Raw genomic sequence first — 26446 nt, 5'->3', positions numbered from 1 at the left:
ATTCCAATGCTGTAATTGTAGCAGCTTCGTACTGTTGCAAGGCACCCTGACTATTTGCAAGTGACGTTGCAATCGTTTCGGATCAGAGTTTCGCAGGCCTGTGCGAAAGAAGCGGCAAACTGTCTGAGCCGCCACAAAGGCAGCATGCCTAAGCCTGCTATGGCAATGCATAAGCACATCCTGCCTGTGGCGGGGGGTTTTTTCCGCTTCCGCACAGGGCAAGAAGCTCCCGAATAAGATTGCGTCACGGGCAAATAGACTGGGTGCCTGTGCATCTGCCTGACAGCTATGGTGCTTGGCCAGTGAAGATGGCGCATGGCAGTTCCTTTTTTTCAGGGCTTGAAACCCTCCCCCTGCCTGCGCAGCCTTTTTTTGTTATGTTTCCAGGAATCCTTTTGTTTTTTTGATCGCCCGATGGCTGCCTTTTCCTCTTCACTGCGCAGGATAAAACTTCCGGCACTGAAATTGGTTTCTTTCGGTTTCACGGGTTTTTCAGGGCCTGCTTTTTTCTTTTTCTCTTCCCTGATAACGGGAGGCCCTTGAATGAAATCATTCGGGATGGCTTCTGCGGAAAAAAGATCCTCTCCGTGGCGCATGAAGGAAATACCAGAGGTGGCTGCCCTGAAGGCCTGTACCTGAAGGGCTGTGGGACGGGGATCTTTGCGCTTTCCCATGCGCAGGGCCAGTTCCGGATCTTTTGAGAGCAGAAGGGGATTTCCCGGTGCCGCATGCAGGCCCTTTTCCGAAACATGGGGCCAGGCCCTGCTTCGGACACAGGTGTGGAGTATTTTCGGAAGCATTTCAGCAGGACACCTTTCCGAAGCAAAGGGCCGGACCTTTGCACGGATTTTTCCATCCTGCATTTCCAGAGGGGCATCATTCATGTTCATGCAGATATCCTTCAGGTCGCCTTCCCGTACGCCCCGCAGATCCGGACTTTCGGACAGGGCCTGCAGCAGACCTTTGATGCTGACCCACCCTTCTTCATCGGGAAGAAGCCCGTGGCTGTCGGGGTGACGGCCCAGAAGGGTGGCAAGGATTTTTCCAAGGTGGTTCAGTTTTTTATCCCTTTGCATGGAGGCCTTCCTTGACATGGGATGAAATGGACGGGTAAAAGCGGTGCATGCTTGCAGATATTCGACATCATGGCTGTAAGCTGTTAAAAGGATGCTGTCGGATTTTTGCAGCAGCTTCTGTCTGTGGACAGCCAGAAGCTGGGTTTCCGGCTTTACCGGGTACCAGCAAAAAACTATCCAGTAACCATACCGGACTTTAAGGGTCGGGGAAAGGAAAAGAATATGCGGATGGAAAGATCACAGGAGTTGTTTCAGCGCGCCGAAACCTGCATCCCCGGTGGCGTGAACAGCCCGGTCCGGGCATGTCGTTCCGTGGGGGCTGCCCCCCTTTTTATTGAAAGGGCGCAGGGCGCATGGCTCTATGATGCGGATGGTAATGCGCTGATTGATTATGTGGGCTCCTGGGGCCCCATGATACTGGGACACCGTCATCCTGTGGTGGAAGATGCCATCCGCAGGGTGCTGGAGCGGGGGGTGAGTTTTGGTGCGCCCGTGGATCTGGAAGTGGCCCTTGCGGAAAAGGTGATCTCCCTTGTGCCTTCCGTGGAAATGATCCGGATGGTGAATTCCGGTACAGAGGCCACCATGAGTGCCTTGCGCCTTGCAAGGGGCTTTACGGGAAGAAATGTGCTGGTGAAGTTTGATGGCTGCTATCATGGCCATGGAGACAGCTTCCTTGTGGATGCGGGTTCCGGTGTGGCTACCCTGAATATTCCCGGCAGTCCGGGGGTTCCGGGGGAAGTGACCCGCCACACCCTTTCTTTGCCCTACAATGATATGGATGCCTTCCGCGAGCTCATGGCAGCGCGTGGCGGTGAGGTGGCTGCGGTGATTGTGGAGCCTGTGGCGGGGAACATGGGGTTTGTAAGGCCCCGGGAAGGTTTCCTTTCCCTCTTGAGGGAAGAAACGCAAAAACATGGTGCCCTTCTGATTTTTGATGAGGTGATGACGGGTTTCCGCGTGGCCTTGGGTGGTGTCCAGGGACTGTTTGGAATTAAACCGGATCTTTCCACCTTCGGAAAGATCATCGGTGGTGGTCTTCCCGTGGGAGCCTATGGTGGCCGCAGGGATATTATGGCGCATGTGGCCCCCATGGGCCCTGTGTATCAGGCAGGAACCCTTTCCGGCAATCCCCTGGCCATGGCCGCAGGCCTTGCCACCATGGAAGAAATCAGCAGACCCGGTTTCTATGAAAACCTTGAAGAGAAAACCTTAAAACTTGTGGAAGGTCTTGCGGCGGCTGCAAAGGATGCCCATATTCCCGTCTGCTGCGATTCCATAGGCTCCATGTTCGGTATGTTTTTTACCAAAGGGCCTGTGCACAGTTTTGCCGATGCCAAGACCTCGGATCTGATGCGCTTTAATGCCTATTATGCAGGGATGCGGGAAAAATGCATTTACCTTGCCCCTTCCCAGTTTGAAGCGGGTTTTGTTTCCATGGCCCATGGAAGCGCAGAAATTGAGGCTACCATTCAGGCGGCCAGATCCGTAATGAAAACCCTGTGAGGCATTCCACCCCATGCTGAGCCCTGAAAATAACAGGATTCCTGAAAAAATTCATCATATCCATCTCATTGCCATCTGCGGTACAGCCATGGGGGCACTGGCAGCCCTGCTTCAGGAAAAGGGCTTTCGGGTGACGGGGTCGGATCAGCATGTGTATCCGCCCATGAGTACCTTCCTTGCGGAAAGAGAAATAGGGGTGGCCACGGGTTTTGATCCGGATCGTATTCTTGAAGACAGGCCGGATCTTGTGGTGGTGGGCAATGCCGTGCGCAGGGATAATCCCGAAGCCATGGCTCTGGCAGAAAGCGGCATCTCTTACTGCTCCCTTCCCCAGGCCCTGAATCATTTTCTGGTGGGCAGCAGAAAGGCCATCGTGATTACGGGCACCCATGGCAAGACCACCACCAGTGCCCTGATGGCATGGGTGCTGGAAAAGGCAGGTCTTTCTCCGGGCTTTATGATCGGTGGTATTCTGAAGGATTTTTCTGCCAATTTCCGTATGGGTCATGGCCCCTTTGTGGTACTGGAAGGGGATGAGTATGACACGGCTTTTTTTGACAAAGGTTCCAAGTTTCTGCATTTTACTCCCCACAGGGCTATTCTCACGGGCATAGAATTTGATCATGCTGATATTTTTGAGGATCTTCCTGCCGTAGAAAAGACTTTTATTGCATTTGTGAAGGGCCTGCCCCCGGATGCCCTTCTGGTGAGCTGCAGGGATTCATCTTCTGCGGAAAAGGTGCTGGCCCAGAGTGGTCTGGGGCCAGACAGGATACGGCGTTTTGGCAGAGGCCCTTCAGGGCCGGGCTGGTCTGTGGGGGATCTTGAGATCGCTTCCCCTGTGGAGTGTTTTTCCATATTCCGTGACGGTGTGTTTTTTAGCCGCATGGAAACAGTTCTTCCCGGTGAACACAATCGTATGAATATCCTTGCCGTAGCTGCTGTGGCCGAAAGCCTTGGCATTGACGGAAAAACCCTTGCTTTGGCGGTGGCTTCCTTTACCGGGGTGAAACGCAGGCAGGAGATCCGGGGGACAGAAGGCGGTATTATGGTGGTGGATGATTTTGCCCATCATCCCACAGCCGTGCGGGAAACCCTGAAAGCACTCCGGCCCCATGCCCGGGGACGACTCCTTGCCGTGTTTGAACCCAGAACCAACACCAGTATGCGAAGGGTGTTTCAGCAGGCCTATGCCGAAAGCTTTGGGGATGCGGATCTTGTTTGTATAAGGGAAATTCCCTGCCCGGAAAAGGTGGATGAAAAAGAGCGGTTTTCCGCAGAAAGCCTTGTGCAGGATCTCAGGCTGAAGGGGCTTTGCGCCCAAAGCTTTGATGATGCTTCAGGTATTGTGGCTTTTCTTGCCGGAGAAGCCCGGCCCGGTGATCTTGTACTTGTGATGTCCAATGGTGGATTTGAAAACATCCACTCCCGGTTGCTGGATGCTTTTTCCGGGCGCTAAAGAAGGCCCTTAAAGACCTTAAAGACGGGCAGGCACAGGGGCCTGCCCCTACAACACATTTTACTCTCACGGTATTTTTAAAAGACCTTAAATGCTCTCAACTCGGCAGGCTTCTGGTGTCTGTTTTCATTAAAGACCCTAAAGACCTTAAGGACCCTAAAGACCCTAAAGATACTAAAAAAATATATAAGGAGCTTTTCCGTGACCCTTCCTTCCTATGTGGTCGGCATTGACCTTGGAACTTCCAATACGGTGGTGGCTTATGCGCCTTTGCAGGAGGTGCAGGATGAGGCACCGGAATTTTCCATCCTTGATATTCCCCAGATCAACGGACCCGGCGTGGTGGAAAGTGCCGGTGTACTGCCTTCCTTTCTTTATATCCCCGAAGAACGGGAAGCAGAACAGATGACCCTGCCATGGGGTGGAACAGGCCCTGTGGTGGGTATCCATGCCCGGGACAGGGGAGCCGAAGTACCCGGCAGACAGATTGCCAGCAGCAAGTCATGGCTGTGCAGTGATCTTGTGGACAGGGAAGGTCCGGTCCTTCCATGGGAGTCCGAAGATGTGGAAGCGGGCCAGAGACTTTCCCCGGTGGCGGCATCTGCAGCCATACTCGCCCATGTCAGGGCGGCATGGAATCATCATTTCAGGGAAAAGGGGCCGGAAGGCCGTTTGGAGAATCAGGAAATTTTTCTGACCGTTCCCGCATCCTTTGATGCCGTGGCAAGGGATCTTACCGTACGGGCCGCCCGTGAGGCCGGGCTTCAACGCCTTGTGCTGCTGGAAGAGCCCCAGGCCGCCTTTTATGCCTGGATTGCCGCCAGAAAAGAGGCATGGCGGGAGCATGTGCAGGCGGGAGACACCCTTCTGGTCTGCGACGTGGGCGGAGGCACCAGCGACTTTTCCCTGATCCGGGTGCAGGATGCAGAGGGCAGGCTGGAGCTGGAGCGCATTGCCGTTGGCAAACACCTTCTGGTGGGTGGCGACAACATGGATTTAACCCTTGCCTACCATGTAGCCGCAGGTCTTGCGGCAAAAAACAGGGCTTTGGATGCCTGGCAGATGCGGGGCATGATCCAGCGCTGCAGGCAGGTGAAGGAAAGTCTTCTGGAGCATCCTGAAAAGGGAAGCCTTGCCGTCAGTATCGCAGGCCGGGGAAGTGGTCTCATTGCCGGAACCATTAAATCGGAGGTGAGCTATGAAGAGGTACAGAAGCTCATCATGACGGGCTTTTTTCCGGAGTGCGGGGCGGATTCCCGGCCCGTGCAGCCCGAAGGCTCCGGTTTGAGTGAATTTGGCCTTGGCTATGAGGCAGATCCTGCCATTACCCGTCATCTTGCGGCTTTTCTTACGGAAACCGGTGCCCGTCCTTCTGCCGTTCTTTTCAATGGCGGGGTGATGAAGCCTGCCATGCTGCGTCAGCGGGTTCGGGATGTGATGGCTTCATGGCAGAGCGGGGAAGAGGTCAGGGAGCTGGTCAATGAAGCCGGAGACCGTGCCGTTGCCCTTGGGGCTGCCTATTACGGCTGGGCACGGCGGGGAAAGGGTATCCGTATCCGCAGCGGTCTGAACCGTAGCTATTATATTGGTGTGGCGGCGGCCATGCCTGCTGTACCGGGAATTCCCATGCCCAAAAAGGCCCTCTGCATTGCGCCCTTTGGTATGGAGGAGGGAACGGAGGTCAGCCTGAGGGATAAAACCTATATGCTCAGCGTCGGCGTGCCTGCCTCCTTTGAACTGCTGGCTTCCACCGTAAGAAAGGAAGATGCCCCCGGTGCTGTGGTTGAGGACTGGCAGGGGGCCATCACACCTGTGACCCGCATTGAAACCCTGCTGGAGGGGGAAGCTGAGGCACGGATTCCCGTTACTTTGGCTGTTCGTGCCACGGAGGTGGGAACCCTGGAGTTTTTCTGTGTTTCCACCAGGGATGAAAAAACCTGGGATCTGGCCTTTCAGGTTCGGGAAGCCCGGTCCTGAAATATATAGTTTTTTGTAATTATTCGGTTTTTTTTGGGCAACCACGGGGGGTGCCCCTACACAAAATTCATGGTTAATTCAGGTTTTGTGTTATTGTAGGGGCAGGCCCCTGTGCCTGCCCTGGGGTGAGAATCAATGCTGAATAGTTACAATTTTATTAGGCATGTTCAGGTTTTTTTAAGAGTTTTATGGCCTTTAGGGTTAGAGTCTTTAAGGTCCTTAAAGTCTTTAAAGTCTTTAAGGCCTTTCCGCAGACAGTTACACACCTAAATTCTGGAAATTTTTATGCAGACCAGCCAATCCGCCTTTGTGGTGGGCATCGACCTCGGAACCACCAATTCTGCCGTATCCTTTGTGGATCTCAGGGAGGCTTCCCGTGGGATAAAAAGCTTTCCCGTATCCCAGCTCACGGGTGCAGGTGTTTTTGCCCGCAACAGCGTACTGCCCTCTTTTCTGTATATTCCGGGTTCCCACGAAATGGATATGGAGGCCATCACCCATCCATGGCCGAAATCCACGGATATCTTTGCAGGGGTTTTTGCAAGGGATTATGGCGGTAAAGTACCTGCAAGGCTGGTGGTATCCGCCAAAAGCTGGCTCTGCCATGATCAGGTGGACCGCAGGGCGGCCATTCTTCCATGGGGTGCGCCTAAGGAAGTGCCCAAACTTTCTCCCATAGAGGCCACGGCCCATTACCTCTCCCATATCCGCAGTGCCTGGAATACCTTCCATGCCAAAGATCCGGACTGCCATCTGGAACACCAGAAAGTAACCATCACCGTTCCTGCTTCCTTTGACGAAGTGGCCCGTGAAATGACCCTTGAAGCCGCAAGAATCGCAGGGCTTCCCAGGGTGACTTTGCTGGAAGAGCCTCTGGCTGCTTTTTATTCATGGCTGCTGCGCCATGAAAAAAACTGGATGGACTTCATTAAGCCCGGTGAACTGGTGCTGGTCTGCGACATGGGCGGCGGTACTACGGATTTCACCCTCATCAGCCTCAAGGAAAGCGAAGACGGAGGAAGTCCCCGCTTTGAGCGCCTTGCCGTGGGGGAGCATCTGATTCTGGGCGGGGATAACGTGGATCTGGCACTGGCCCGTCTGGTGGAGATGAAGCTTGGCAAAGGGGATATTTCCCTTTCGGGCGACCGCTGGAAGATTCTCTGTCACCTCTGCCGGGCAGCCAAGGAAAACCTGCTGGATGCAAAAAAGGAGAAGGAACGCATTACCCTTGTGGGCGAGGGCCGTAAACTCATCGGAGATACCCTTTCCACTTTTCTGGAAAAGGATGAAGTGGAAAGGGTGGTGCTGGAGGGCTTTTTTCCAAACCTTGGGCCAGATGACCTGAGACGGGAAAAACCGGTGATGGGTGGTGTGACGGAATTCGGCCTTCCCTATGCATCGGACCCGGCCCTGACCCGTCATATGGCCGCCTTTCTCCACGGTCACAAAGATGAAGTGCAGCGGAGGATGGAGAGAACACCAAAGCCGGATCACATCCTCTTTAACGGCGGTGCCTTAAAGCCCCTTGTGATCCGTGACCGCATTCGCTCCGCCATTCCTGCCCTTTTCGGCCTTTCGCCCGATGAGAGCCCTCAGGAGCTGGAAAATCCCGCCCCGGATCTGGCGGTTTCTCTGGGGGCGGCCTATTACGGGCTGGTCAAATCCGGCATGGGCGTGAAGGTGGGAAGCGGCAGCCCCAGAAGTTATTATGTGGGTGTGGCCGTGGGAGATAAAAGAAAGGCCCTTTGCCTTGTGGAGAGGGGTTTAGACGAGGGCAGCACCATTGATCTGCCCCAGAGCCGTTTTGAGGTGCAGGCCAATCAGCCGGTGCAGTTTGATGTTTTTGCCTCCAGTTTTCGTTCCGGAGACAAGGCCGGAGACCTTGTGGATATCGATGATTCCCTGGCATCCCTTCCGCCCCTGCGTACCCTCATCCGATTCGGTAAAAGGGATGAAGCCCGGAACATTCCCGTGCACATGGCCGCAGCCTATACGGAAATGGGTTCCCTTGCCCTCTGGTGCCGTTCGGAAATTACGGATCACAGGTGGGAGCTTTCCTTCCAGCTCCGGCAGCAGGTGCAGGCTTCAGTACCGGAAAACCGGGAAACGGTGGACGCAGACCGCATAGATTCCGCCGTATGTGCAGCCCTCATGGCCTTTGAGGATACAGGCGGTGTGGACAACCCCGTGCGGGAGATTTCCGCCATTGTCCTTTTATCCAAAAACCAGTGGCCTTTGGATCTCCTTAGAAAAATATCCGATGCCCTGATTGGGGAGCCGGATCTGCGTACCCTCTCCCCTGCCCACGAAACCCGCTGGCTGAACCTCTTGGGATTCTGCCTCAGGCCCGGTACGGGTGAGGCCTTTGACGAGGAGCGCATTAGAAAACTCTGGAAAATTTACAGGGACGGGCCGGTTTTTGCCAACAAAGCCCAGAACAGAAATGAATGGTGGATTCTGTGGCGCAGGGTGGCCGCAGGCCTTGGGCCGGGAAGACAGCGGCAGATTCTTCAGGACCTTTCGCCCCTGCTTTTTCCCAAAAGCAAAGGAAAAAAGGCTCCTGTTTCCCAGGAGATGGTGGAAATCTGGTCCGTTATAGCCAACATGGAACACTTAAGTGTGCAGGATAAAACCCGCTGCGCCGAAGCCCTTTTTCCCCAGTTGCATCCGAGAAAAACCCCGGAGCGTCTTTTATGGGCCTTTTCCAGAATCTGCAGCCGGAACATGCTCTATGGTCCGGCAGACCGGGTATTGCCCCCTTCTGTGATCACGGGCTGGGTGGAGGCCCTGATGGACATGCCATGGACGGACCCGGAGGCCTTAGCCGCTCTGCTCATTCCCATGGCCCGCATGACGGGAGACAGGGTAAGGGATCTTTCCCCGGAGCTGCGTCAGAAGCTTGTGACTGTTTTGTCTGTGATTCAGGATGCGGAAAAGCGTCAGGCCCTGACCTGTCTTGGGGCGGTAGTAGCCATGGAACAGCGGGAGGAAAAGGCCATGTTCGGAGAATCCCTGCCGCCGGGCCTGCGGATGATGGCAGGGGCTGAAACGGGAATTGTGGATAAAGCATAAATATATCCTCTTCCTTGAAAGCAGCTCGCGGCCTGGCAGGTTTCATTTTGTAGATGCGCCATCCTGGCGTCTTCTTTAAAGTGGCAGGAAGCCGCTTCTATTCTTCCAGCGGCCTGTGCTGTATTTTAGGTCTTACCATATAAATTGCTTGAAGTTACTCAAAGGTTGTTCGAATCAGGGGAGGGGACTGCATGGAATAGTTCCGGGCCGTGTCCCAGAAGGCCTTTGTGACCACGTTGCCAAGGCTTTTTTTATTGGCGCATATGCCGATGCAGTAGGGCTCAAGGGGCGGGAGGACTTCCATAATTTCTATGGTGTGCATGACAGGGCTTTTTTCCAGTACCATTTCCGGCACCAGCCCGATACCGCAGCCCAAGTGAACCATGGCGATGATGGCTTCATTACCCGTTACCTGGGCGTAGATACGGGGCTTGATTCCCATTTCCTTGCGCCATCGGTCAAAGCGTTTTCTGGCAATGCCCTGCTTGGGAAGAATCAGCGGGGTCTCATTCCAGTCAGGATTTTCAGGCTTTTCATTTTTTTTAGAACGTATCCATACTAAAGGGGTCTTTGCCACCTCCATGGAGAGCATGTGCTCGGGCATCTGATCCGGGATGGCAGCAATGGCAATGTCCGTATCCCCTTTCTGAAGCTGCTCCAGTGCACTTTCCGCATCGCCTGTGCGCAGTTTGATGTGTACCTGGGGGAATTTGCTTCTGAATCCGTCTAGGATATCCGGAAGGATGCCATAGGCTGCGGTCACGGAGCAGTAGATGGTCAGTTCTCCGGAAACAACTCCCCGGTCAAGGGAAAGGGCCTGTTTGCCCTCCTTCCATATTTTCAGCATCTGTTCCGCATAGGAGCGGAACAGAAGACCTGCCGGTGTCAGGGAAACGTTTCTGTTGTTTCTTTCAAAAAGTTTTTCTCCCACATGGCCTTCAAGCCGCTGAATGGCACGGGAGAGGGCCGAAGGGCTGATATTGCTCTGGGCGCTTGTTTTCTGAAAGTGGCGGGTTCTGGCAAGGCTGAGAAAGAGTTCCAGCTCTTCTATGTGCATGGCTTTTCCTCCGGCGGGTATTTGTTGCATAAAATGAAATTTATGCTTTCTGTTAAATCACTTTACGCAATATGGCAAATACAATACAGTCCCTTAAACTTTGTAAGAATCCTTTTTCAGATCAACCCCCTATTTATACAGGAGCCAGCAGATGACAAATTATTTTTCTTCCCTTACCTTCCGTGACAAAGTCAAGCAGCTGGGACAGTGCCGTTTCATGGACCCGTCCGAGTTCAACGGTGTGGAAAAGCTTAAAGGCAAAAAAATTGTGATCGTGGGCTGTGGCGCCCAGGGTTTTAATCAGGGCATGAACCTCAGAGACAGCGGCCTTGACGTGACCTATGCCCTGCGGGATGAGGAAATATCTGAAAAGCTGCTCCCCTGGAAGCTTGCTTCTGAAAATAATTTTGATTACGGCAGCTATGAAGATGTGATTCCCAAGGGCGATCTGGTGCTTAACCTCACTCCGGACAAATATCACACCCCAGTGGTTTCACGGGTGATGCCCCTGATGAAAAAGGGTGCCTGCCTTTCCTATTCCCATGGTTTCAACATTGTGGAAGAGGGCATGAAAATCCGTGAAGACATTACCGTTATCATGGTGGCCCCCAAATCACCGGGTTCCGAAGTCCGTGCGGAATATGTGCGTGGTTTCGGTGTTCCCACCCTCATTGCCGTCCATGAAGAGAATGATCCCAATGGCGACGGTCTTGAAATTGCCAAGGCCTATTGTGCAGGTACGGGTGGCGACCGCGCCGGTGTTCTACACTCCTCCTTTGTTGCGGAAGTAAAATCCGATCTCATGGGAGAGCAGACCATCCTCTGCGGTATGCTCCAGACCGGTTCCCTGCTCTGTTTTGATAAAATGGTGGAAAAGGGTGTTGATAAGGCCTATGCCGCAAAACTGGTACAGAAGGGCTGGGAAGTGACCACCGAAGCCCTGAAACATGGCGGTATCACCAACATGATGGACAGGCTCACCAATCCTGAAAAGGTTAAGGCCTTTGAACTGGCCGAAGAACTGAAAGACATCATGCGGCCTCTTTATGAAAAGCACATGGATGATATCCTTGAGGGTGTTTTTTCAGAGAATATGATGAAGGACTGGGCCAATAACGACAGCAATCTGCTTAAGTGGCGTGGGGAAACCGGAGAATCCGCCTTTGAAAAATGCCCCATTCAGGAAGCGGACATTCCTGAGCAGGAGTATTTTGACAAGGGTATCCTCATGATTGCCATGGTCAAGGCCGGTGTGGAGCTTGCTTTCGAGATCATGACCGAAGCGGGTATGAAGCCGGAATCCGCCTACTATGAGTCCCTCCATGAAACACCGCTCATTGCCAATACCATTGCCCGGAACAAGCTTTATGAAATGAACGTGGTCATTTCCGATACTGCGGAATACGGCAATTACCTTTTCACCCAGGCCTGTGTTCCCCTGCTGAAGGATTTCATGGCAAAAATTGATACGGACGTGATCGGTAAAGGGATTACCTTCACCGGTAATGCCGTCGATAACAAGAAGCTCATTGCCATTAACGAAGCCATCCGCAACCATCCTGTGGAAGAAATTGGCCGGACCCTGCGTAACTATATGACCAGCATGAAAGCCATCTGATTCCGGTTGAAAATAATGTAAAAACAAAACCCCCCGGACTGGCAGAACAGCCTGACCGGGGGGTTTTGTTTCTTCCACCCACAAAAAAGGGCCGAAAAAATCCTTCGCAGGGGCAGGCCCTGCGTCTGTACCTATCAGATTATGGGTTGATCCTGAAGAAAAGCCCCTGCGAGATTGTAAAGCCTGTCGCAGGCTTCCGGAATCAGGTCTTCAAGATTTAAAAAGGCATGGATCATATCCCTGAATTCTTCGTGCATGGTAAAAATTCCCGCCTGCTTCAGTCTTTCAGCATAGGCCTTCCCCTCATCCTTTAAAGGACAGAATCCTGCGGTGACCACAAGGGTCTGGGGGAAGGGTGGTGGAATTTCCATGAAAAGGGGAGATGCGGCTTTGCGGTTTTCATTATTTTGAAAATAATGGTCAAAATACCAGAGAATTTTGTCCTTTTCCAGAAGATAATCCTTTGCCAGCTCTTCTGCGGAGGGCATGGACAGGGTGTAATCCAGACTGGGGTAAATGAGTATCTGTTTTTCGATGGAAAGTCCCGGTTCATGGACAGCCCTGTGGCTGAGGCTGGCCGCAAGGGCACTACCGCCGCTGTCCCCTGCAATGGCAAGCCGTTTTTCATGGCCTATTCCCAGACTTTCCAGCAGATCAAAAGCACCCTTTGCCGCCTGGGTCACATCCTCAAGGCCTGAAGGGTAGGGGCATTCCGGAGCCCTGCGATATTCTACGGAAAGGGTGATGCGGGAAGAGGCCTTTGCCAGCCTCCGGGCAATGCCGTCATAAACGGCTATGCTTCCCGCCATGTGACCGCCACCGTGGATAAAAAGGAGAAGGGGCAGGGACTGTTCCGGCGCAGGATGGTAGATACGCACGGGCACATCCCATTGGGGGCCGGGAATGGGCGCATCAATTATTTTTGCCATGGGACAGGGTTTTGTTACAAAGGTTCGGGTGAGGGTGGCAAGGCCCTCCCTTGCGTTGGCAAAGGTGGGCTGGCTGCCGTTTTGCAGAAAGGCTTTGCCAGCCTTGCGGACCTGTTCCAGAAAAGGTATCAGTGCTGGTGACGGATTTTCCATATTTTTTTCCATTTTAAATCAGCGAATCCGGTTTTCAGGGGCAAACACAAAGCCGCCGCCCTTTTCGTCCCAGTCCGCCTCGCACCAGTAGCCAAGCTGTGCGGCCTTTTGAAACACAAGGGGCGCATTGAAAATACGCTCGCCGTCGGGTCCTGGGGTGAGAAGTTCTTCCAGTTGTGAAAGGTCTTCATCATAGATAAAAATGACGGTATCTTCGGGGGCTTTCTGGCTGAAGCGGGCTTCCAGAAGTTCACTTAAGGTGTCGTAGATCATTTTTTCTCCTGCCTGAATCTTGTTTAGCAGCATTCCAGCATAAAGCTACATTGGATGCTGGTCCTGGTTTCGTCGTTCTGGCCTGAATCAAAGGGGCTTGTAGCAGAACGGCATGGCATCAAAACCGCCCCATGCGGGGCCGGAACAATTCCAACCAAATTAAGCATCGGAGACAGGGATGTAAAGGATGCGGTTTTTTATTTTCAGGGATTGGCCTGAAAGGGACATTCGTCAAGCAGGTGACGGACGGCGGTGGCAAGCTGGCTGCGGGTGAAGGGTTTCATGAGAAAGCTCCGGATACCCATGGTTTCCAGTATGTCTGGAGAGAGGGCTTCGGAAAAACCGGAGCAGAGCAAAAAAGGGAGCTCCGGCCGGAGGGCCAGCATATGCTGGGCGAGATTCACCCCTGTCATACGGGGCATCATCTGGTCTGAAATGATCAGATCATAATTTTCCGGATTCTGCTTAAAGATTTTCAGTGCATGCTCCGGTCTGGACACAGCCCTGACTTCGTAACCAAGGCCAGAAAGAATTTCTGCACAGAGCTGTAGCAGATCCGGTTCATCCTCCACAAGCAGAATGCGTTCCCTGTTTCCTCTGGGCATGGCTGGTGCGGGTTCATTTCTGGGTGTTGTTGCAGCTTCTTCAGCCAGAGGAAGGAAAACCCGGAAGGTGCTGCCCTTACCGGGCTGGCTGTCCACAAGAATCAGCCCCCCGTGATTGCCAATGATGCCATGGCTGATGGAAAGGCCCATGCCCGTACCCTTGCCCTGGGCCTTGGTGGTAAAAAAGGGCTCAAAGATACGGGAAATACAGGCTTCCGGTATGCCGCTGCCATGATCCTTAACCATGAGTTCCGCATAGGCGGTTTTTTTGAAGGCAGGGTTGAGGGAGGCAAGCTGATGGTCTGTTCCTATGTGCTGCAGACCGATGGTGATGGTGCCGCCATTGGGCATGGCATGGGCGGCGTTGGTGCAGAGGTTCATAATGACCTGATGGAGCTGGGTGGCATTGCCGAGGACGGGAAGCGGGGCCTCTTTCCGGGAGAGGGTGATTTCTATGGGTGCGGGCAGGCTGGCCCGCAGCAGTTTCAACGCATCTTCCGTGATTTCCGTAAGGCAGAGGGGGCGCATGTTGATGTGGGCACTGTCTCCACGGGAAAAGGAAAGGATCTGTTTGACCAGATCCGATGCCCTCTTGCAGGCAGCAACGGCTTTTTCCATAAAATCCCTTGCCGTGTGATCCCTTTCCAGTCTGGCCATGGAAAGTTCCGTGTATCCCATGATGCCTGCAAGGATGTTGTTGAAATCATGGGCGATGCCACCTGCAAGGGTGCCTATGGCCTCCATTTTCTGGGACTGGAGCAGCCGGTTTTCCATTTCCTGCATCTGTGTGATATCCCGCAGGATGAAAATGGCGGCACTTTTTTTCTGGAATGGTCCCTGATAGGGGTAGACCGCCACATCCACATGGCGCAGGCCCCATTCGGGAAAGGACCATGAAAAACGGAAACGCACGGTTTCTCCGGCAAGGCAGCGCATCAGGGGTTCTTTGAGTTTTTTGTGAAAAAGCTCTGTGTCCGTGACGGAAGTGATGGTTTTACCGATGAGTTTTTCAGGCAGGGTGCCAAAGGCATGGGCACAGGCCCGGTTCACCATGATAAGCTTGAGATTGTGGTCAATGAGGGCCACAGGATCCTGGGATGCGGCCACCACCCCCTGGTATTCAAGGAGTTTTTCCTGCGTCTGCTGCTTTTCTTCCATCTCCTGTTTCAGGCATTCAAGGGATTTTCCCAGTGCTTCGTTATTTTTTTTCAGGTCCGTGTACAGGGCCGCATTTCTAAGGGGAGACAGGGCCTGGGAAATCATGGCAGCGGTCAGGCTGAGTTCTGTTTTTGAATGGGGGCGGTTTTTTGCACTCTGGCCCAGCATCACAAAACCGGTCATTTTTTTCCCGTTCATCAGGGGAAAAAGCAGCTCCATCCCCATGTTGTCCAGAAAAAGATAGAAAAAGGAGCGCTGGTAGGGATCTTTTTCAATAAACCGGGGCCATGTATCCGCTGCAGGTTCTTCGGGCAGGGCAATTTCCATGGGAAGGGATTTCAGGGGGGTGCCTGTATGGGCCACACGGCTAAAAACACTCTTTCCCTTGTGGATATAGAAACATGCGGAGGTGGCCGTAAGATAGCCCGTAACACAGAGCAGCAGTTTCCTGCCGATGGTGACCGTATCCAGCTCCTGACTGAGGCTGGTTCCCACCTCTTCCAGAAGGGCCAGTTCAAAGACCTTCAGTTCCATCTCGTTTTTACGTTTTTCCAGATCCTGACGGATGAAAAAATGATGGATGACAAGGCCCGTCAGTGCGCTAAGTTGTTGGAAAAAGGGTTCTTCTCTACACATTTTTTCATGGGAGGCCGATGGAGAAGCCAAAAGCGCAATGATTTTTTTTCCGAATAAAACGGGCATGACAGCAAGGGCGTGGTCAGACTTTTGATCCATGAGCAGGCTTTGACCGGAAAAAAGAGAGGGCAGCTGATCCGGATCAATGTTCAGGGTTTCAAAGGGCGCAGGGCTGGGATGGCAGGAAAAAACAAAGCGCCCTTCATGGGGATATTCATGGATACCCAGCCAGGTTTCAAGGCCTGTGTGTTCCCGGATAAAATCCGTGAGAAGCTGCTGAAAAGTTTCAGGGGACGCCGTCTGGCCAAGCTCTGCGATGAGCTCTATCAGGGCATTACCCATGGGGCGGATGTCGGTGGGGGGCTGTTTCATGGTGGCCTCTTATTGTCCCTCTGAAAAACTGGCCAGTCCCTTTTCCATGGAATCAAACTGCGGGAAAAAATCTTCCATATCCAAAAGGGTGAAAATGCGCTTCACCCGTGGCTGCATTCCGGCAAAGCGGAGGTCGCCCCCTTTTTTACGGATGCTGCCGATGGCTCCGATAAAACAACCCATTCCGGCACTGCTGATGTATTCCAGATCCTCCACGCAAAGGAGAACCATGGGAAGGGGCATTTGGCTTATCTGCTGGAGAACCTCTTCCAGAAGGGGACTGGTTTCCGCATTGAGAACACCCTGAAGGTGAAGAATTTCCACCTGATTGATATTTTGTCTTCGTATGTCAAGCATGGCTGACCTCACTGAAATTGGGCATCGTTGAGGGGGCAGGGGACAGGGTTATGAAAAAAACAGGGGGAGAATCTTATCCGGATCTGGAAAGATAGCGCTTCATGGTCAGCCTGTTGGTGCTGCCCGGCCCCTTTTCATAACGCACTTCATCCATAATTGTTTTGATCAGATGAAAGCCAAGGCCGCCGGGCTTTGGATGGGTGAACAGGGCTTTGATGTCCGGAGGCGGCAGCTTTTCGGGATGGAAGCCACGTCCGTGAACACCCTGATCCGTCAGGATGATGGTCACATCCTTTGAAGAAATACGGATTTCTGCTTCGATGAAGGCGTCGGGTGCATGGGGACCGTAGGCATGGACAATTACATTGGTACAGGCCTCATCCAGGGCAAGAACAATGTCGTCTGCCGTATCGGAATCCAGCCCCGTCGTTATTTCTGCGGTGCTCCTTGCAATCCTTCGGATCAGCTCCAGCTGTCGGGTTTCTGCTGGAAAGACAAGGCGCAGCCGACAGTCTTTTTCCATACAGATTTTTTGAATATCCCCTTCCGGGATGTTCAGGGCCCTTGCCTGATGTGCAAGGGTTGTCATGGGATCTTCCAGAAACGATGGAAAGGCATCATGCATTGGCTTTCTCCTCATTGGGCGCTTTGCAGAAGCAGACAGCCACCAGGGTCACATCGTCGGAGGGTTTAATATGCTGGCAGAAGTCCGAAAGCTTCTTTTTCATATGCTGAATCAGGTATGCTGCACGGCTATGGGGCTCAGCCAGAATTTTTTGGATACCCTGCTCGCCAAAGGGCTCTTGTTCAGGAGAAAGACTTTCACTGAGCCCGTCTGTATAGGCAAAGAGGGTGTCACCGGGCTCAAAAGACAGCGTAAGGCTTTTCAGTCTCAAGTCAAATGTTTTTTGATGTAAACGACAGAAAGGATAGCCCGGAGGCTTGAGCGGCAGAATTTCCCCTGAAGCTTTTTTCATATATACAGGATCATGTCCGGCAGATACAAGGCTGACTTCCTGCCTTTTTGTATCCAGCAGCAGATAGCTCATGGTGAGAAAGTGGCCCATGCCCATGGCTTCGGGCAGGGTCTGGTTGAGGGTTCTGAAAAGGGCTTCGGGCGCATCCTGCTGCCGGGGGTTGGCCATGAGGAGAACCCGTGCGGCATTGGCAATGAGTGCTGCGGGAATACCTTTGCCCGATGCATCGGCAACCACAATACCTAAGCGGTGCTCATCCAGCGGAAAGAAGTCGAAGTAGTCGCCGCTGACTTCAAGGGCCGGTTCAAAGGAAAAGGCCAGATCCAGAAATTTTATGGCCGGAGGTCGGGTGGGGAGAAGAACTTTCTGTATGTTTGCCGCAGCCCGGAGTTCTCCTTCCATGCGGGCCTTTTCAGCCTTCTGTTCCAGGGACTCTGCTATGGATATCCGCATGGCATTGATGGCTTGTGCAACAATGTCCAGTTCATCTGTGGGATGATCCGGTTTTCTCCCATGCAGGCGCAAAGGGGTTTCCAATCGATCGAGATTCATCTGCTGGGTGTAGCTGGCCATGGTTTTCAGGTGACGGGTGACCAGATGGTGGATGATCCACAAAAAGACAAGGCCCATGAGCATCAGGTCTATGCTCCTTGCAGCGAGAATACGCAGGGCAGTGAAACGGATGTTCTGGTTCAGGGCATCCAGATCCATGGTGACCCCAAGGGAACCGATACTGGAAGAAACAAGGCCCTCAAGCTGGTAAAGGGTGTAGGAACGGTGCAGCCCCGTTGCCGATTCTTTTCCCTTTTCCGCCAGAATGCTTTCTTTGTCATCTTTGATAATTACATGCATCACACCGGGAATATTGTGAATGCCGTCCGTGATGAGCCGGATTTCATCAAAGCCCATATTCCATATCAGGGCGGCAAGGGCCTGCGTGTAGGTTTCATCGATCTGGTTCAGGGTTTTTTCCATGTATCGCATGGCCTGCCTGCGATCCTGCACAACCATAAAGATGGTGGATGCCAGTGTCATGAGAAGGGCAATGGCAAGGAAGCAGAGAGGAATACGTAAGGATATGGAGAAGGGGCGAACCATGGCAGACTCCGGAGCTGATGGTGTTTTATAAAAGAAAACCAGCTCGAAACGGTTAGGGATGCATCAGCTCCGTTTTTCATTGAGCAGGCGCTGGCGTTCCAGAAGCTGAAGCGCATTGATGTGACGGGCCAGAAGGGTTTCATGGTCTGCATCCAGTTGCGAAAAGGTGAACCCGGCAGAGGTTTCTCCGCTTTCGGAGTCTGTTTTTTTTCTTACAAGCTTGATTTCTGCATGGATATGGATGTCTGCAAGGGTGCCTTCCACGGCTTCAAAAAAGAGCTCCAGAAGAAAGGTGTTGCCTGCATCCGGCAGTCTGGTCTCGTAGCCTTGGGGAAATTTCAGGCCGATACCTGTCATGGAAATATCATTGAACCTGAAATCCTCTTTTGACGTGAAACTTGTTTCTTTAAACCTGATTTTCCCGGCCATCATGTCGGTATAGGGCTGGCAGGCACAGCGGAAAGCCTGTCTTTCACTGCGCAGACCTGTCTGGCGGACAGGGAGGGTGAAACGCAGCATCAAGGCTTCCCTTGGCTGACCATCGGGCAGTATGTATCTGGGCAGGGCTTCCAGTGACAGGATCTGTAAACCGGGTCTGCCGTCTGCCGGGTGGTTCTGATCCGTGGCCACAAGATCAAGGGAATCGACGCTCTTAAGACTTTTCAGGGCAGGGGAGGTCTGGGCTGTAACCACCATCTGTGTATCCATATTGATTTCATAAATGATGGTTTTTAAAAAATGAGGATCCGTGGTGTTTTTATTGAGCAGAAGGAAAGATCTCTGGCCTTTCACGGGAAACACTGTATCTTTTTTTGCCTGCATCCCGGTTCGTTTTTCCAAAGGCACCGGTGAAATATGGATGGGGATGCGGAACTCGCTTAAAAGGGGGTTGGCAAAATCCGTCTGGGGGCGGGTGATACGTACATAGATTTCATGTTTTCCGGTTTCTTCAAACCGGAAGTTTCTGGAATGGTTTTTATCCGTTCTGGGTATGAGGTTCCAGGTGGCGGAGGGGTTTTGCCTGCGGTAGGCAAATTCAAAGGTGTAGGCTGTGTCGTGGAAATCCTGATCCGTATCCACCTCAATGCGGATCAGCTCATGGCGCACGGGGTTGCCGGTAATGGAAAAGCCGCGGATAAAAGGGGGAATTTCCGGGAGAGGCCCCTCATTTTCATTGTTTGTTTGTGCATCGCCATTTTCCTCCGGCAGACCTTTTTCAATGTCTTCGGGAAGGGTGCCTATCCATTCTGCCAGCGTCCGGGAGATCTCCAGCCGGTGATTGGTGAGCAGACCAAGCATCCCCTTCATGCTTGTGGCATTTTTGACCTTGAAGGTGACGGGCAGCTGCATCTCTGCATAAATTCTGTCCATACGCATCAGCGCAATGGGGAGGGAGATGCGGCCAACCAGAGCAGGTTTTTTGATGGCCATGATTCGCAGGGCACTTTTTACCATAAAGTCTGCATTGTCTCCCTCCCTCGGGCTGTATTCCCTTAAGTCAAAGACAAGGCCGTATCCTTTTTTCATGCTACGAAGGCTGGCAGTGAGATCCTGAATCAGCCGAATGGCCTCTTCTTCCGTGACAAGGCCCCGCATCCTTAAAAGAAGGCAGTTTTTTTCTTCGGACTTGAAGATTCTGTACATGGATGCCCCCGTTTTTTCTAAGGTCTCAGCCATGGGAAGCCGAGAATCGGTGAATACTTTTAAGCGCATTGATTCCATAATATTACGTCCGAACGCCTCTAAAATCAACGCTTTTTGTTTGTCTTCGGTCAGATACTTTCTTTTTTGTAAAGAAAAATCTTTGCTTTTAAACAGGGTTGTTTTCTCGGATGATTTTTTTTAATGAAAGGGATGCGGGCTAAACCTTGTTCTTGCTTCGGATTTCTGCTAATAAAACTAAAATTTTCAAAGCATCACTACAAGAAGGTGACAGGAGCAGAAAAGGTTTGAAGTTTTTGTAAAAAAGTGTTTTTTTACAGGTGCTTTCTGCAAAATAACAGGGGCAGGACCGCATAAAGGGGGAGACAGATGGGTGCATATAAGGACGCTTTCTGGAATTTTTTTGTTCCGGAAGACTTCTCGGATAATCCTGAGGAAAAAAGGGTTGCCGTTTTTCTTGTGATTTTTACCTTTTTTGCCGCAACGCTTTTTCTGCTCACAACCATCCGCTGGTTCCGGATGGGCGAAAGTGTTCTTGCAACCAATATCATGTTTGTGATGTTTGGTGTTGTTTTTGCTCCTTTTTTACAGCGTATGCTCCTTTCATCAAGGGTGACAGCTGCCTACATGATGACCCTGCTGGCCTGGTACTTTCTTTTTTATATCTGGCGTACCGGAGGCATGGAGTCCAGTGCTGTGAGCTGGCTTCTGGTATTTCCCGTGCTGGCGGCGGTTTTTCAGGGGCTATGGGCCTGTGTAGGCTGGTCTCTTGCAATGGTTGCGGCACTGATTTTTTTTAACTTTGCCCCTGATATGGGTATTACCTTTCCCGTTTTTAATGTGGATGCGGCACAGCGGGCGGAACTGCGCTTCGGGGATTATCTCAGGCAGATGGCATCCATTGCCGTATGTATGTATGTGATTGAGCGCATGCGTCTCAATGCCATGGCCGCCCAGAAAGAGGCCGATGCAAAACAGCAGGAGGCCATGGAAGCCCAGGCAAGATCTTCTGCTGAACTGGCAAAACATATGGAGAATCTCAAGGAGGTCTTTGAGCGGACAACCCAAAATGCCTGTGATCTCCTTGATGCCTCCAAGTCGCTGGCTGCGGGCAGTGCCAGTATGGGTGATGAAGTTGCTCAAACGGCCCGTATTTCATCGGAAGCAAAAGAAATCACTCAGGATATAAAAGAAATCCTCCATGTCATGGCCAGCTCCGTGGAGGAAACTTCTGTTTCCATCACAGAGGTCCGCGACCGGGTGAATGAAGGGGCAGACGTTGCAAGGTCTGCAGTGAAGGAGGCGGATGCGGCCAATGAACTGATTGATCATCTTTCCGAAAGCAGCCGCCGCATCGGTAACGTGACGGCGGTGATTCAGGAGATATCCGAACAGACCAACCTCCTTGCCCTGAACGCCACCATTGAAGCGGCCCGTGCCGGCGAAGCGGGTAAGGGGTTTGCCGTTGTGGCCGGAGAAATCAAGGATCTGTCCCGGAAAACCAGAGAGGCAACGGAAGAAATACGCAATCACATATCCGGCAATGAAGCCACGGTGGAGAAGGTGGTACAGAGTAACAAGGCCATCAGCCGCACCATTTCCCAGATTCGGGAAGGGGAGGATTCCATTGCGGCAGCCGTGGAACAGCAGAGTGTGGTGATTCAGGATATTGCTGCCCGTATCGGTGACTCGGCCCAGAGAAGCGATGAGGTGGCAGACCATGTGATGGCCCTGAGTGAAGCGGTGGAACGCATGCGCGAAGACATAGAAAAGATGGTGGCATCCGCTGTTTTCCTTGAAAAGATGGCCAAAGACTTAAATGATACCTGTGAGATGAAGGAATAGGGGAAATATGGACGAGATCAGCAGAAAAAAACTTGAAGCATGGCATGATATTGTTTTTAACCGGAACATGGAGGCACTGCAGGCCATGCTGGCAGAGGATGTGCAGTTTTATTCCCCTGCATTATGGAAGCCTAAAACTACCCGCATGGAAGCCATGGTCATGCTGGGAACGGTGATAGAGGTTTTTGAGAATTTCACCTATCACAGGGAGCTTGTGCAGGGAAATAACTGGGCTTTGGAGTTCAGTGCCGATGTGGGGGAAAAATCCCTTAAGGGCATTGACCTGATTGAGTTCAATGATGAAGGAAAAATTCAGCGTTTTGAGGTTTTTATCCGTCCCCTTACCGGACTGATTGCCCTTGCCGAAGAAATGGGAAAACGTTTGAAGGAAAAGGGATTTATTTAGGAAAATTGTAACTGCTCAGCATAATTTTATATGTAATATTGTGTATTAATTTCAAAGTACTGGTTCCGGCAAAAGACAATCGGGCTGTTTGTGAGTGACATTGCAATCGTTTCGGTCACGAACAAATGGCTCGGTTGTCTATGCACCTGATTAAAGGCATTCGATTTAACGAAGAAAAATTGTGCTGAATAATTACGGGAAATTCAGGCTTTGCAGGAATGACTTTTGGAAGGGGCCGACAGGCCCCTTTTTTTATTGCATGTTTATGGAATTTTCTTCGGACATGAAGAAGATGTCATCATTATGGAAGATGGCCTCCAGCTGCTGCTGCTGTGCAATGAGACAACGGAGACGCACGGCACAGAATTCCCGGCATATGCGGTCATCCATGCGAAAACGGGTGTAGCATTCAAGGGTATCGTCGTGTCTGCCTGCTTTGTACGGGGTTTGCTTCATGGTTGTCGGACTCCGGGGTACTTCAATGTGTGGATGTGGCTTTGGGGGCCACACCCGTCAGGTGAAAAAGCCTGGGCCATGGTAAGGCACTGCGCTCAGGCTGAGCGTTTTTATACAAATCCGGTATAGGCCTTTTAAAAGGGGCTGTCAATGCAGCCCGTCAGTGGTCTGACTGAAAGGTTTTGCTCCCGTATGGGAATAAAGCATGGTCTGCATTTCGTCCAGCAGAGGACGCAGGCTGGCCCTGTCCAGTGCAGATACGGCAATTCCCGGATACTGCCTTAAGGCTTTTTCCATTTCTGCCTTCTCAGCCAGATCCATTTTATTGAATACCCGTATCTGGGGAATTTCCGTCAGATCAAGCTCTTCAAGGACGCTCTCCACACTGGCCACCTGTTTTTCCCAGGAGGGGTTTGAGATATCAATGACATGGAGAAGGATATCCGCATTTTCCAGCTCTTCCAGGGTGGCACGGAAGGCGGCCATCAGCTCTTTGGGCAGGTTGCGGATAAAACCCACCGTGTCCGTGATGATGACCTCCACATCCTCAGGGAAGCGCAGCCGCCTTGATGTGGGGTCCAGGGTGGCAAACATCTGGTCCTTTGCCTCAATTTTACTCTGGGTGAGGGTATTGAGCAGAGTGGATTTACCCGCATTGGTGTAGCCCACAATGGAAAAAACGGGCAGCCCCTGACGGTTGCGCAGGGCTTTCTGCTGTTTCCGGTTGCTGTGTACTTCCTCCACGGCTTTCTCAAGCCTCAAAATCTGCTCCCTTACCCGGCGGCGGTTGATTTCAAGCTTGGTTTCTCCAGGCCCCCTGCCACCGATACCGCCGGTGAGCCTGCTCATGGCTGTATTTTTATCGGATAGCCTCGGCTGCAGATACTTAAGCTGGGCCAGTTCTACCTGCAGCTTTCCTTCCCGGCTCCTTGCCCTTCGGGCGAAGATATCAAGGATGAGCTGGGTGCGGTCCATGACTTTAAGTTCCATGCGGTCACTGATGTTGCGGACCTGGGCAGGGGAAAGTTCCTGATCAAAGATGATGAGGGTGGCGGCATCCTGAAGGGCCATGAGGTAAAGATCCTTCAGTTTTCCCTGACCCATGAGGGTTTTTGGGTCCGGTTTCTGGCGGGTCTGGGTGACGTGGCCGATGACATGGACACCACAGGATTCCGCCAGTTCCTTCAGTTCTGCCATATGGGCATCGGATTCCGCCTTGCTGAGCTTTGAAACGCCCACAAGAATAGCCCTTTCAGCGTCCTTGGGCGTATCCCGCATGGAGGCGGTTCTACCGATTTCATCCTCCAGTTCCAGAATAAAATTCAGGCAGTCGTTTTCCAGCAGCTCCCCGTGGCCGGGGTGGATGACATGGCAGGGGCGTTCCCTGTCATTGCCCGGCAGCACATGGGCCACATACACCTTGTCAAGGCTTCCCCTCTGGGAGGCGCAGAGGGCACATATGAGGTCCAGACGCAGGAGGGCAAGGTCCGTCAGGTCGTCTTCCGTCAGAGCCTCACCATTGAGATGGGTGTGGACGATGCGGATGCCCCGGAGCCGTCCCGGAGCTGTTCTGAAATCCGAAAGATCCGGTATGAGAATTTCCTTTGCATCCCCTGCAATTACCCGGACCACCTTGCCGCCCCTGTCGATGGCAAGGCCAAGCTGACGGTTCATGGCTCTGGAAAGGGCGCAGATTTTTTCTGCAAGATCTTCGGGGAGGATGCAGTCCTGGGGAATCCGCTGATTATAGAGGGCTTCCAGATCTTTGATCTGACGGACTTTCAGCCCGCCTGTATTGCCGAATACACTGGGCATAAATGGACACCTCTGTCTAGTGGGGGTATTCGCCTGAGGCGAGGTCTTCAAAGCGTGTATAGGCGCCCAGGAAGGCCATGTGGGCGGTCCCTACGGCGCCGTTTCTGTGTTTTGCAATAATAATTTCCGCCTTTCCCCGGTTGGGGTTGTTCTCCTCTTTATTATAGACTTCATCCCTGTAGATGAACATGACAATATCCGCATCCTGCTCCAGAGAGCCGGATTCCCTGAGGTCCGAAAGCATGGGGCGTTTATCTGCCCTCTGTTCCAGCATACGGTTGAGCTGGGAAAGGGCGATAACGGGAATCCCCAGTTCCTTGGCAAGGCCTTTGAGGGACCGTGAGATTTCTGCAATTTCCAGATCCCTTCTGTCCGACTGGGAAGAGCCCCGCATCAGCTGCAGGTAGTCGATGACAAGAAGGCCAAGACCCTTTTCCATCTTGAGGCGCCTGGCTTTGGCGCGGATATCCATGGGAGAGGCATCCGGCGAGTCGTCAATATATATGGGTGCCTCATAAAGGATAGAGGCGGCTGTATTGATGCGGTTCCATTCATCGGGAGACAGCGAGCCGCCACGCACCTTGCCGGACTCCACACGGGCTTCTGCGGTGAGAAGGCGCATGGAAAGCTGCTCCTTGCTCATTTCAAGGGAAAAAATTCCCACGGGGATACCGGCTTCCACGGCGGCGTTTCTGGCGATATTCAGTACAAAGGAAGTTTTTCCCATGGCAGGCCTTGCCGCAAGGATCAGAAGGTCGGAGTTCTGCAGTCCGGAAGTCAGTTGATCCAGACGTCTGTAGCCTGTGGGAATGCCTGTGATTTCCTTCTGGCTGCCCTGCTGCTGTTCGATGGTGTCGATGTTGATGTCTATGAGCTGCTGCAAAGGCGAAAAGGCTTTTCGGGTTTTGTTTTCCGCAATTTCAAAAATCACACTCTGGGCAAAATCGATGACCCCATCCACGTCATCGGCATTGGAAAAACACTTGCCCACAATCTGGGTGGCCCGTTCAATGAGTCTGCGTAAGGATGCCTTGTTTCTTATGATTTTAGCATATTCCACGGCATTGGGTGCAATGGGAATGGTATCCACAATGCGGGCCAGTGCGGTCGCCCCCCCTACATTTTCCAGCTGTCCTGCATCCTGCAGGGCATTGGCCACGGTGACCAGATCCGCAGGCTGGCCTTTGGCAAAGAGGGACGTGGCAGCAGCGTAGATTTTCTGGTGGGCACCCCTGTAGAAATGCTCAGGATTCAGAATATCCACAATGTCCATGAGGACATCGTTGTCAATGAGAATGGCACTTAAAAGGGAGGTTTCCGCCTCAGGGCTGTGGGGCGGTGTTCGGGAAAAGAGTGGATCATTTGTAGCAGGGGAATGGTCAGCCATGGATACCTCTTATGGAAAATGCCTTTGACCCGAAAGAGGATCAGGCGGAAAACCATAGGGTTTTTCCGCCTGATCATTTTTTTATAAAATTCGGGGACAATCAGGCAGCCGGAACCACTTCCACGGTTATTTCCGGTTCCACACCCTTGTAAACCCGCACGGGCACCTTGTAGGTACCAAGGGCCTTGATGGGTTCGGGAAGGAGAAGCTGACGCCTTTCCACTTCCACATTCTGTTCCAGCAGGGCGCGTACAATATCCTGAACCGTAACAGAGCCGTAGAGCTTGCCTTCATCGGCCACTTTGGCGGAAAGGGTGACGGAAATTTCATTAAGCCGGGCAGCCAGTTCCTCGGCAATGGCCCTTTCCTTGGCAATCTGGGCCTGTACACGAACCTTCATCTGTTCCATTACCTTGCGGTTCTGGGGAGTGGCCAGAATGGCTTTTTTCTGGGGTAGCAGGTAGTTTCTGGCATACCCGTCCGCCACGTTCACCTCGGATCCGATGATGCCGAGGGACTCTATGGTTTCTTTAAGAATAACTTTCATATCAA

General features: G+C 52.4%; 20 protein-coding genes. 7 read left to right on the top strand and 13 right to left on the bottom strand.

Annotated features, from left to right (window positions below):
* Window positions 1-332: 332 nt before the first annotated feature.
* Window positions 333-1076, bottom strand: a complete 744-nt coding sequence (locus tag LZ24_RS01045) for an RNA 2'-phosphotransferase (RefSeq protein WP_144681414.1) — start codon at window positions 1074-1076, stop codon at window positions 333-335.
* 222 nt (window positions 1077-1298) lie between these two features.
* On the opposite strand from LZ24_RS01045, the gene hemL reads away from it, so the two are divergent.
* The 4 genes from hemL to LZ24_RS01025 all read left to right on the top strand — a co-directional run bounded on the left by hemL (window position 1299) and on the right by LZ24_RS01025 (window position 9090).
* Window positions 1299-2582, top strand: a complete 1284-nt coding sequence (hemL, locus tag LZ24_RS01040) for a glutamate-1-semialdehyde 2,1-aminomutase (RefSeq protein ID WP_144681412.1) — start codon at window positions 1299-1301, stop codon at window positions 2580-2582.
* Between the two features lie 13 nt (window positions 2583-2595).
* Window positions 2596-4041 carry a UDP-N-acetylmuramate:L-alanyl-gamma-D-glutamyl-meso-diaminopimelate ligase gene (gene mpl / locus LZ24_RS01035; RefSeq protein ID WP_144681410.1) on the top strand — a complete coding sequence of 482 codons (1446 nt, stop codon included), beginning with the start codon at window positions 2596-2598 and terminating at the stop codon, window positions 4039-4041.
* 201 nt (window positions 4042-4242) lie between these two features.
* Window positions 4243-6018 (top strand): Hsp70 family protein, encoded by a 1776-nt coding sequence (locus tag LZ24_RS01030; protein ID WP_144681408.1) that lies wholly within the window; start codon window positions 4243-4245, stop codon window positions 6016-6018.
* 285 nt (window positions 6019-6303) lie between these two features.
* Complete coding sequence (locus tag LZ24_RS01025) at window positions 6304-9090, top strand: Hsp70 family protein (RefSeq protein WP_144681406.1); 2787 nt, start codon at window positions 6304-6306, stop codon at window positions 9088-9090.
* A gap of 154 nt (window positions 9091-9244) precedes the next feature.
* Here the strand turns inward: LZ24_RS01025 and ilvY are convergent, their stop codons facing one another.
* A complete protein-coding gene (gene ilvY / locus LZ24_RS01020; RefSeq protein ID WP_144681404.1) occupies window positions 9245-10147 on the bottom strand; it encodes an HTH-type transcriptional activator IlvY in 903 nt (300 codons plus the stop codon).
* A 151-nt stretch (window positions 10148-10298) separates the two neighbouring features.
* Here ilvY and ilvC point away from each other — a divergent pair, with 151 nt between their 5' ends.
* Window positions 10299-11765: a ketol-acid reductoisomerase gene (gene ilvC / locus LZ24_RS01015; RefSeq protein ID WP_144681401.1), complete on the top strand. Its 1467-nt coding sequence runs from the start codon at window positions 10299-10301 to the stop codon at window positions 11763-11765.
* Between the two features lie 134 nt (window positions 11766-11899).
* Here ilvC and LZ24_RS01010 read toward each other — a convergent pair whose 3' ends face one another.
* From LZ24_RS01010 to LZ24_RS00980, 7 genes are all read right to left on the bottom strand, one after another.
* Complete coding sequence (locus LZ24_RS01010; RefSeq protein WP_186442849.1) at window positions 11900-12847, bottom strand: alpha/beta hydrolase; 948 nt, start codon at window positions 12845-12847, stop codon at window positions 11900-11902.
* Window positions 12848-12865: 18 nt separating this feature from the next.
* Window positions 12866-13120: a hypothetical protein gene (locus LZ24_RS01005; RefSeq protein ID WP_144681397.1), complete on the bottom strand. Its 255-nt coding sequence runs from the start codon at window positions 13118-13120 to the stop codon at window positions 12866-12868.
* A 203-nt stretch (window positions 13121-13323) separates the two neighbouring features.
* Window positions 13324-15891 (bottom strand): hybrid sensor histidine kinase/response regulator, encoded by a 2568-nt coding sequence (locus LZ24_RS01000; protein ID WP_144681395.1) that lies wholly within the window; start codon window positions 15889-15891, stop codon window positions 13324-13326.
* A 9-nt stretch (window positions 15892-15900) separates the two neighbouring features.
* Window positions 15901-16248: an STAS domain-containing protein gene (locus LZ24_RS00995; protein WP_144681393.1), complete on the bottom strand. Its 348-nt coding sequence runs from the start codon at window positions 16246-16248 to the stop codon at window positions 15901-15903.
* A gap of 73 nt (window positions 16249-16321) precedes the next feature.
* Entirely contained in the window at window positions 16322-16873 is a 552-nt protein-coding gene (locus tag LZ24_RS00990) for an ATP-binding protein (protein WP_186442848.1), read from the bottom strand.
* Window positions 16866-18323 (bottom strand): SpoIIE family protein phosphatase, encoded by a 1458-nt coding sequence (locus LZ24_RS00985; protein WP_144681389.1) that lies wholly within the window; start codon window positions 18321-18323, stop codon window positions 16866-16868. Before LZ24_RS00985 ends, LZ24_RS00990 begins: the two co-directional genes overlap by 8 nt.
* Window positions 18324-18386: 63 nt before the next feature.
* A complete protein-coding gene (locus tag LZ24_RS00980) occupies window positions 18387-20036 on the bottom strand; it encodes a PilZ domain-containing protein (RefSeq protein ID WP_222427481.1) in 1650 nt (549 codons plus the stop codon).
* 318 nt (window positions 20037-20354) lie between these two features.
* Between LZ24_RS00980 and LZ24_RS00975 the strand changes: the two genes are divergently transcribed.
* Window positions 20355-21830 carry a methyl-accepting chemotaxis protein gene (locus LZ24_RS00975; RefSeq protein WP_144681385.1) on the top strand — a complete coding sequence of 492 codons (1476 nt, stop codon included), beginning with the start codon at window positions 20355-20357 and terminating at the stop codon, window positions 21828-21830.
* A gap of 7 nt (window positions 21831-21837) precedes the next feature.
* Window positions 21838-22236 (top strand): nuclear transport factor 2 family protein, encoded by a 399-nt coding sequence (locus LZ24_RS00970; protein ID WP_144681383.1) that lies wholly within the window; start codon window positions 21838-21840, stop codon window positions 22234-22236.
* Window positions 22237-22488: 252 nt separating this feature from the next.
* On the opposite strand, the gene LZ24_RS00965 is transcribed toward LZ24_RS00970, so the two are convergent.
* From LZ24_RS00965 to rplI, 4 genes are all read right to left on the bottom strand, one after another.
* Window positions 22489-22692, bottom strand: coding sequence for a hypothetical protein (locus LZ24_RS00965; protein ID WP_144681381.1), 204 nt, complete (start codon window positions 22690-22692; stop codon window positions 22489-22491).
* A 147-nt stretch (window positions 22693-22839) separates the two neighbouring features.
* Window positions 22840-24507 (bottom strand): GTPase HflX, encoded by a 1668-nt coding sequence (gene hflX / locus LZ24_RS00960; RefSeq protein WP_144681379.1) that lies wholly within the window; start codon window positions 24505-24507, stop codon window positions 22840-22842.
* Window positions 24508-24523: 16 nt separating this feature from the next.
* A complete protein-coding gene (dnaB, locus tag LZ24_RS00955; protein ID WP_144681377.1) occupies window positions 24524-25894 on the bottom strand; it encodes a replicative DNA helicase in 1371 nt (456 codons plus the stop codon).
* Between the two features lie 100 nt (window positions 25895-25994).
* Complete coding sequence (gene rplI / locus LZ24_RS00950; RefSeq protein WP_144681375.1) at window positions 25995-26441, bottom strand: 50S ribosomal protein L9; 447 nt, start codon at window positions 26439-26441, stop codon at window positions 25995-25997.
* Window positions 26442-26446 lie beyond the last annotated feature (5 nt).

Source organism: Desulfobotulus alkaliphilus (assembly GCF_007830435.1).
Lineage (GTDB): Bacteria > Desulfobacterota > Desulfobacteria > Desulfobacterales > ASO4-4 > Desulfobotulus > Desulfobotulus alkaliphilus.
The sequence above is the reverse complement of the archived record's forward strand: the minus strand, read 5'-3'. Positions and strand labels throughout refer to the sequence as shown.

What these genes read in the sequence shown, in the direction of transcription:
- LZ24_RS01045 (WP_144681414.1), bottom strand. Translation starts at nt 1,076, where the DNA reads ATGCAAAGGGATAAAAAACTGAACCACCTTGGAAAAATCCTTGCCACC.
- hemL (WP_144681412.1), top strand. Translation starts at nt 1,299, where the DNA reads ATGCGGATGGAAAGATCACAGGAGTTGTTTCAGCGCGCCGAAACCTGC.
- mpl (WP_144681410.1), top strand. Translation starts at nt 2,596, where the DNA reads ATGCTGAGCCCTGAAAATAACAGGATTCCTGAAAAAATTCATCATATC.
- LZ24_RS01025 (WP_144681406.1), top strand. Translation starts at nt 6,304, where the DNA reads ATGCAGACCAGCCAATCCGCCTTTGTGGTGGGCATCGACCTCGGAACC.
- ilvY (WP_144681404.1), bottom strand. Translation starts at nt 10,147, where the DNA reads ATGCACATAGAAGAGCTGGAACTCTTTCTCAGCCTTGCCAGAACCCGC.
- ilvC (WP_144681401.1), top strand. Translation starts at nt 10,299, where the DNA reads ATGACAAATTATTTTTCTTCCCTTACCTTCCGTGACAAAGTCAAGCAG.
- LZ24_RS01010 (WP_186442849.1), bottom strand. Translation starts at nt 12,847, where the DNA reads ATGGAAAATCCGTCACCAGCACTGATACCTTTTCTGGAACAGGTCCGC.
- LZ24_RS01005 (WP_144681397.1), bottom strand. Translation starts at nt 13,120, where the DNA reads ATGATCTACGACACCTTAAGTGAACTTCTGGAAGCCCGCTTCAGCCAG.
- LZ24_RS01000 (WP_144681395.1), bottom strand. Translation starts at nt 15,891, where the DNA reads ATGAAACAGCCCCCCACCGACATCCGCCCCATGGGTAATGCCCTGATA.
- LZ24_RS00995 (WP_144681393.1), bottom strand. Translation starts at nt 16,248, where the DNA reads ATGCTTGACATACGAAGACAAAATATCAATCAGGTGGAAATTCTTCAC.
- LZ24_RS00990 (WP_186442848.1), bottom strand. Translation starts at nt 16,873, where the DNA reads ATGCATGATGCCTTTCCATCGTTTCTGGAAGATCCCATGACAACCCTT.
- LZ24_RS00985 (WP_144681389.1), bottom strand. Translation starts at nt 18,323, where the DNA reads ATGGTTCGCCCCTTCTCCATATCCTTACGTATTCCTCTCTGCTTCCTT.
- LZ24_RS00980 (WP_222427481.1), bottom strand. Translation starts at nt 20,036, where the DNA reads ATGCGCTTAAAAGTATTCACCGATTCTCGGCTTCCCATGGCTGAGACC.
- LZ24_RS00975 (WP_144681385.1), top strand. Translation starts at nt 20,355, where the DNA reads ATGGGTGCATATAAGGACGCTTTCTGGAATTTTTTTGTTCCGGAAGAC.
- LZ24_RS00970 (WP_144681383.1), top strand. Translation starts at nt 21,838, where the DNA reads ATGGACGAGATCAGCAGAAAAAAACTTGAAGCATGGCATGATATTGTT.
- LZ24_RS00965 (WP_144681381.1), bottom strand. Translation starts at nt 22,692, where the DNA reads ATGAAGCAAACCCCGTACAAAGCAGGCAGACACGACGATACCCTTGAA.
- hflX (WP_144681379.1), bottom strand. Translation starts at nt 24,507, where the DNA reads ATGCCCAGTGTATTCGGCAATACAGGCGGGCTGAAAGTCCGTCAGATC.
- dnaB (WP_144681377.1), bottom strand. Translation starts at nt 25,894, where the DNA reads ATGGCTGACCATTCCCCTGCTACAAATGATCCACTCTTTTCCCGAACA.
- rplI (WP_144681375.1), bottom strand. Translation starts at nt 26,441, where the DNA reads ATGAAAGTTATTCTTAAAGAAACCATAGAGTCCCTCGGCATCATCGGA.